The sequence below is a fragment of the Synechococcales cyanobacterium T60_A2020_003 genome, from assembly GCA_015272205.1.
In the GTDB taxonomy this organism is placed as follows: domain Bacteria; phylum Cyanobacteriota; class Cyanobacteriia; order RECH01; family RECH01; genus JACYMB01.
Genome location: JACYMB010000011.1, coordinates 1 through 3974, shown reverse-complemented (window position 1 = coordinate 3974; position 3974 = coordinate 1). Strand labels below are relative to the sequence as shown.

Sequence of the window (3974 nt, the reverse complement as noted above, 5' to 3'; positions counted from 1 at the left end):
AATGCTGCTGACGCTATCTGTCAACGCTCACGGCCACACTCCCAATGGGATTGCCTATGCTCCCGTGAGTACCAGTGACCTGCGACTCACGGACTTCATATCGCGGCAGGTTTTTTCCTGTCCATTCGAGGTCTTTCAGATTGGTGACACCGCCACCCGCTACTACACTTGCCTACTGTTTGCGCTACGGACAGCAGATCTGCGAATCATCGGCGCAACCTTTCCAGTATTGGCGTTGCAGTTGTGTCATTTCCTAGACGAACACGCCGAGTCCTTAGTCCATGATATTAAAACTGGAACGCTGCCCAGTTGGCTGAAGCTCACCCCCGAACTACGAGTAAAGCTAGAACGGCAGTGGTCTGCCCATCCCCAACGGGCACAGCAACTTCAGATGCTGCTCAATCAAAACGGACGACTGACACCCCAGACGGCTTGGCCGAACCTGTCCTATATGGTGACGGCACGGGGGGGCACATCGAATTTCTACTTTGAACGATTCCCAGAATACTTCGGTGATTTGCCCATCTTTGGGGGAACCTATGCCTGTGCAGAGAGTGTGCTGGGGGTGCATCGGGATCTCAATACCGATAGCGTGATCCCTGCCCTGAATAGCACCTTTTTGGAATTCATTCCCCAAGACCAGTGGGATCGGGAATACCCGAACACTCTATTGCCCCAGGAGGTTAAACCGGGCGAACGTTACCGAGTAGTCTTTACCAACTATGCCGGGTTCTATCGGTATGATCTGGGGGATGTGGTGGAAATTGAAGAATTTATCAACGACGCACCGCTGATGATCTTCCGGCATCGGCGCGGCGGCATTATTTCCTCCTCTACCGAGAAAACCTCGGAAGCCCATGTGATTGAAGTCATGCGGCAGTTGCAGCAGCGGTTTGATGTCGCGCTCGAAAATTTCTGTGTGACGCTTTCGGACGACGCGATTCCCGCCCACTATGTGGTGAATATCGAGTTGGCACCGGGAGCATTGCTGACAGAACCAGATCAGTTTTTGCAGGCGTTTGACGACACGATGAAAGAGGTGCAAAAGTTCTACGCGATTAAACGCCGCGACCAGATTCCCGTTCCCCGCTTGCGGATTTTAGCTCCGGGCAGTTTTGAAACGGTGCGGCAGCGGATGATTAGTCGCGGGGTGGCTGAAGCACAGCTCAAGTTTCCCCATGTGAGCGAAGATCGGCACTGGTTGGATGGATTGACGGTGATTCAGGATGTGAGGATGGTGGGCGATCGCCCCTTGCCTCAGCGTGTTTAAGCGGTTGCTAGTCGCAGATCTGGATATCCTAAAGGGGCGATCGCTTGCCTGAATGCAAAATTTAAAGATTTTGTGGTTCAAAACTTATCTGTCCGGGAACTCTTAGAGAAGTTCAGTAATATATATGAAAACTTCAGGGAGAACTCTCCAATGGTAGCTTCAGCATCCCCTCATCAATCTCTAGCGATAGATTATGGCTTCCTTCTTCTTACTCATGCGGTTTGTGCAGATCAGCAAATCCACAACCGTGAAGCGAAAGCACTACGCGAACTAGCTCACCAAGTTCAGATTAATGAAGCCACGATCCAGGAAATGGACAAAATCCTGGGGCAGGACGATAACCAGATTTCTATAGAAAAAGCTGTTCAGAACGTTCCTAGAGAACAGAGAATGGAAGTTCTGCGGCAAGTGATGGCGATCGCCTATGTGGATGGTTATTTTTCCCCACTGGAGCGGGAACTGATCACCCGAATTGCTCAGTTTTGGAATATTAGTCCCAATGCGATTGAGCAGATCCTTGAACACGCACAAGGACTATACGAGGAACAAATCAACAACAGTGGTGATGAAGACAAGGCCGCTCTATCTGTAGGGGCGAAAATTCTAAAAAGAGCAGAATCACTCTTATCGCGCACGCTGATTACGAAGCTAGCGGATATCGCTCCTGAAGGCGTTGGGCAGCGAATTGAGCAGCTTCAGCGTGAAATTTTACTAGCTGGGCCAGAATATGACGAGGCGATTCAGCAATGTGCCAAAATTGCCAAGGAAGATTTCAAGTATTCCAATCAAGCATTGAGAATGACTTACGAAATCCTGAGAAATTTAGGAAATGAGCTTCAGCAGGATATTCAAAAAATTAAGCAGACAACGACTGGGCAGGGGCAATATCAAACAGCCAAAGACGTTGCTGAACAGCTTGAAAAGACTCGGCAAAGCCTTTCTGCTGAAATTTTGCGCAATTTAGAATCTGTACGCGAAGCACTTAAAGCAAAGGAGCGTGCGCTTAATCATTTCAGTATCGCTTTCATGGGGAAAACAAAAGCTGGGAAAAGCACCCTCCACGCAATTATTACTAAAGAGGGTTGGGAGGCAATCGGTGTTGGTAAACAGCGCACGACTCGATATAACCGAGTATATGAATGGAAGAATATTCGTATCATTGACACTCCAGGTATTGGCGCACCTGGAGGTGAAACTGATGAGGAGGTAGCTCGCAGTGTCATTGAAGAAGCAGATGTCATTTGTTACGTCGTGACAGACGACAGCATCCAAGAATCTGAGTTTGCCTTTCTGAAAGTTCTCAAGGAGAAAACTAAACCGTTAATCGTTCTGCTGAACATCCATCAAAACTTGCGCGACTCTCGACGACTGGAGCATTTCCTAAAGAATCCAGATCGATACTTTGCGTTGGAAGGTAAAAGCGGTATTGGTGGACATCTCAACAGGATTCAGCGATATGCCCAACAGCACTATTCTAACGACTATCTAGATTTAGTTCCAGCAATGCTTCTAGCAGCACAAATGGCTCAGGAACCAGCTCATGAGGCACATTCTAAACACCTTTTCCAGGCAAGTCATATCCAAGATTTTCTTGACTCTATTCGCAAGTCGTTAATAGATCATGGTGCAATTCGGCGATCGCAAACCCTCCTCGGTTCAACAGTTGGATCAATCGATACTCCTCAGCGTTGGATTTCTCAACAGGCCACGGCTTACAAAAATCTGAAAAACCAACTTGAGGAAAAAAGGCAAAGTCTTAAACAGCAACTTCAAAAAGCTCAGCACGATAACTGGGAGAAGCTACAGCAGGATATCAAGGAGATCTTCAGAACTGCTTTTGATCAAATTACACCTTTCGCAGAAGAACATTGGGATGCAAAAGAAAGCGCTATGCAGTCTGGCTGGTCTACTAAGCTTAATTCGATGTATTTTGAAGAGCGACTCAAGACAGCCTCTGAAAACGGTAGTCAAAGCTTCCAAAGAGATGTAAAGGAGATGCTTGAAGAAATTGGCAATGAACTTAAGCTCATTAGTCAACTCCAAGGCAGAAGTTTCACATTTACTGAACAAGATTCTAGTTTCTTTGATAAAGATTTTGTTCGGATCAGCGGCATGATATTAGTTGCAGCGGGAGCAGTACTTGCTTTTATCTTTCCTCCCCTAGGTTTCCTAGGTCTTGCGGGTGGTGCTGTGAGTTTGCTAGCGAATCTGTTTAAGTCAAAAGCACAAAAACGCCATGAAGCGGTTGAGAGAATTTCCGAAGCGCTTCGCCAACAATTAGAGCAACACCAAGAGAAAGTGCTTCAACAGGTAGAGCAAAATTTTGATGAGTATTGTCAATCTGTAGCTAACGGAGTGGAAACTTACTTCCTAGAATTAATTCGGAGAATTGAGGAAATTGCTGTACAACTCAAAGCAGCAGAAGGGAAGCTATCCACTGCAGCAAATTATCTAAATAGAGCTTATGCTAAGCGGATCATTGACTGGGCAAGTGATGAATATGAGCCTTTAACAGATGTTTCCATTGGCAGGAAAATTCGGAAGGTTAATCGTGTTTTTGGGCAGAGGATTCAAATTCAAACCACAATGCCATTGAAGTTAAGAAAATCTCAAGAAGAAATTTGTAAGATTCTTCAAGAGAAAATCGAAGTTCAATCCCTGCGGGTCGATTCCCCGCCGCTCTGCGGCGTAAAATGCCAGGATG

Annotated in this window: 2 protein-coding genes; both read left to right on the top strand. The window is 46.7% G+C overall.

From position 1 onward, the window contains the following. The coding region (locus IGR76_00410) for a GH3 auxin-responsive promoter family protein (protein ID MBF2077007.1) at nt 1-1270 on the top strand (1270 nt) is incomplete at its 5' end. Nucleotides 1271-1420: 150 nt separating this feature from the next. Next, on the top strand, nt 1421-3974 hold a 2554-nt coding region (locus IGR76_00405), incomplete at its 3' end, for a 50S ribosome-binding GTPase (GenBank protein ID MBF2077006.1).